General features: G+C 64.6%; 4 protein-coding genes. All 4 read left to right on the plus strand.

Annotated features, from left to right (window positions below):
* Positions 1–39: 39 nt before the first annotated feature.
* The 4 genes from IG69_RS0119315 to IG69_RS22820 all read left to right on the plus strand — a co-directional run bounded on the left by IG69_RS0119315 (position 40) and on the right by IG69_RS22820 (position 2,530).
* Positions 40–849 carry a MerR family transcriptional regulator gene (locus IG69_RS0119315; RefSeq protein ID WP_030529798.1) on the plus strand — a complete coding sequence of 270 codons (810 nt, stop codon included), beginning with the start codon at positions 40–42 and terminating at the stop codon, positions 847–849.
* On the plus strand, positions 846–1,262 hold the full coding sequence (locus tag IG69_RS0119320; RefSeq protein ID WP_051750754.1) for a nuclear transport factor 2 family protein: 417 nt from the start codon (positions 846–848) through the stop codon (positions 1,260–1,262). Before IG69_RS0119315 ends, IG69_RS0119320 begins: the two co-directional genes overlap by 4 nt.
* Positions 1,263–1,443: 181 nt before the next feature.
* Positions 1,444–2,190, plus strand: a complete 747-nt coding sequence (locus tag IG69_RS23325; RefSeq protein ID WP_425414824.1) for a putative immunity protein — start codon at positions 1,444–1,446, stop codon at positions 2,188–2,190.
* Positions 2,191–2,227: 37 nt separating this feature from the next.
* A complete protein-coding gene (locus IG69_RS22820) occupies positions 2,228–2,530 on the plus strand; it encodes an IS3 family transposase (RefSeq protein ID WP_030529800.1) in 303 nt (100 codons plus the stop codon).
* Positions 2,531–2,627 lie beyond the last annotated feature (97 nt).

The following is a 2,627-nucleotide window of genomic DNA, read 5'->3' on the forward strand; positions in this document are numbered from 1 at the left end:
GCTTGCCCCTCACCTAACGTCAGGTCCTAGGTTCGGACCGTGAACGAGTTCGCGACTGAGTCGATGGTCCGTGTAGGTGATCTGGCCGAGGCGGCTGGCGTCACCGTCCGGACGCTGCACCACTATGAGCGAATAGGCCTCCTGCAACCGACCCTGCGGACGCCTGCGGGCCACCGACTGTACGGACGTGACGCGGTGACGCGGCTCTACCAGGTGACCCGCCTGCGGAGTCTGGGCATGTCGTTGCATCAGATCCAAGGAACGCTCGATGACCCCGAGGTCAGCCTCCGGGGCGCTCTTCGTGGCCATCTCGATTCTGTTGACCGGCAGATGTCTGCGCTTGTCGCGGTCCGAGACAGCGTAAGGTCGGCGCTGCTCCGATTCGACGACCGCGACGACAGCGACGACCAGTCCCTTGATCTCTTGAAGGTGCTTTCAAAAATGAACAAGTTGGCGCAGCTCGCCCGGAAGCAGGTCTCAATCATGGTGTATCGCGATCCGGCTGCGGCCCATCGCTACCTGACCGAGGTATTCGGCTTTTCTCCAGGCGAGGTCTCTGCCGACGTGAATGGGCGCGCCGTACATGCGGAGGTGGTGGCAGGCGACGGAGTGATCTGGCTGCATCCCGAATCGAGCGACTACGAGCTGGTCTCGCCGCAGTCTGTCCAGGCTGCGACGGGATCCATGGCGGTCATGGTCGATGACGTCGACGAGCACCACGCGCTGGTCGTCGAGAACGGCGGCAACATCGTCTATCCGCCGGTCGACCAGGCCTACGGTTACCGCGAGTACAGCGCGCGTGACTTCGAGGGTGCGCTGTGGACCTTCATGAAGGAGATTCCGGCGTGAGCGCGTTCATCGGCGGGCAAGGTGGCCGTCGCACCCAGTCTCCGAAGGAGCAGCTGGCCGAATTCATGCTCGAGTGGTCTGCAGCGATCGTCAGCAACGACGTCACGAAGATGGGCGCCTTCACTACCGAGGACTGGGTGCTGATCGACCGGCCGGGTGCGATCACGCGAGAGGCGTTCCACCGGGTCGTGAGCGACGGGTCGCTACGTCACCACAGCATGGACCACGACATCCTCGACATCAGATGTATCGACCGCCTGGCCATCGTCCGCACGCACGGACGCAACACGGCCACGTTCAACGGAGAACCGGTTCGGGCCGACGAGTGGACAACGAACATCCTCCTCGACGACGGAAACCAGTGGCGTTGCATGCTGACTCAGTTGACCCCCATGGCGGGCGACCCTGGCTGAGAAGATCTGAATTTCGGGCCCCGCAGGTCCGAGCCGCGACCGCGATTCGAAGCGTCTTGCACTACGTCTCGTTTCCATCTCTCCCAATCATCACGACTACTCAATGATGCGACCAACAGGCATGGCCATCACTCCAGGCGCCGCCGGCCGAGGCCAGCGCAGCCCAGACATCGACCTGTCCATGGACGACCTTCGCGCGGTGACCGCGTACAACTTGGCATGCGCTCTCGAGGTCATCGACCTCTTCGAGTCCCTGCAACCGCATGACCTGCGTCCACGCGAGGCGCTGGTCGCGGCCCAGGACTTCGTCGATGGTGGTCCGCGGTCCCGTGCACAGCGCATTTGCGCTCCCCCTGCTCACCGGGCTTCGAAGGAGGTCACCGGTGCTGCCGCACATGCGGCGATGGCGGCGGGAGACGCCTCCGCTTCGGCGTACCTCCACCCGCTGGCGGACGCAGCTCAGGTCGGCCACATTCTTCGCGGCCCTTCGTTTTGCGTTCTGGCGCTGGAGTCGCGACCTGTCGAGCCACTGACACGCGCGGACGCGGTCACAGTCGTACTGGCGAAGGCCACCCCGGCCCTGGTCGACGTGCTGGTCCGCTACCCGCGGGCCGCCTCAGGGGCACGAGCGGAGTTGACATCCTCACGAGCGCACACTGTTGTGATGTCCCACCTAGACGACCAATTGCGACGGGGGGGTCGATGGATGAGGACGTCCGTCGAGCCGCGTTCGAGCACGCTCAACAGCCAGCCATCGCAGCGAGACGATGGCATTCCTGTAGGCGTTCGTCGTGACGGCACGGAGATCGCTGCAGGTCGCCGCGACGCACCAGTATGCGCTGTGGTGCGTGCTGGCAGGTTGTCGGCGTGGCAGACGCTACGTACCTACCTCGACGAACACCGGCGGGACTGCTGCACCGATAGGTGACAACCGATCTGTGGCGTTGTGAGGCGCTGCTGGAAGGATGTTCACCGCGCCCAAGCCCTATCCCCAGGAGTTCCGCGACGACGTCTTGCGTGTGGCTCGTCAGCGTGAGGACGGTGTCACGCTGAAGCAGGTCGCCAAGGATTTCGGGATCTCCGAGTCGTGTCTGACGAACTGGATGACCCAGGCCGACCGCGATGCTGGGATCAAGGCCGGCGCCGATCGTGAGGAGCTGGCCGAGCTGCGTGAGCTCAAGCGACGCAACCGGCTGCTGGAGCAGGAGGTCGAGGTCCTACGCCGGGCGGCGGCGTATCTCTCGCAGGCGAACCTGCCGGGAAAATGATGTACCCGCTCGTCCGCGAGCTGGCCGCCGACGGGATCCCCGTGACGGTGACGTGCCGGGTGCTGAAGATCGCGCGCGCTCCGTACTACCGGTGGCT

The organism is Phycicoccus jejuensis, from assembly GCF_000720925.1.
Lineage (GTDB): Bacteria > Actinomycetota > Actinomycetes > Actinomycetales > Dermatophilaceae > Phycicoccus > Phycicoccus jejuensis.

Bases quoted from the DNA above. Each gene is read 5' to 3' on its own strand.
- IG69_RS23325 (WP_425414824.1), top strand. From the start codon at position 1,444: ATGGACGACCTTCGCGCGGTGACCGCGTACAACTTGGCATGCGCTCTC.
- IG69_RS22820 (WP_030529800.1), top strand. From the start codon at position 2,228: ATGTTCACCGCGCCCAAGCCCTATCCCCAGGAGTTCCGCGACGACGTC.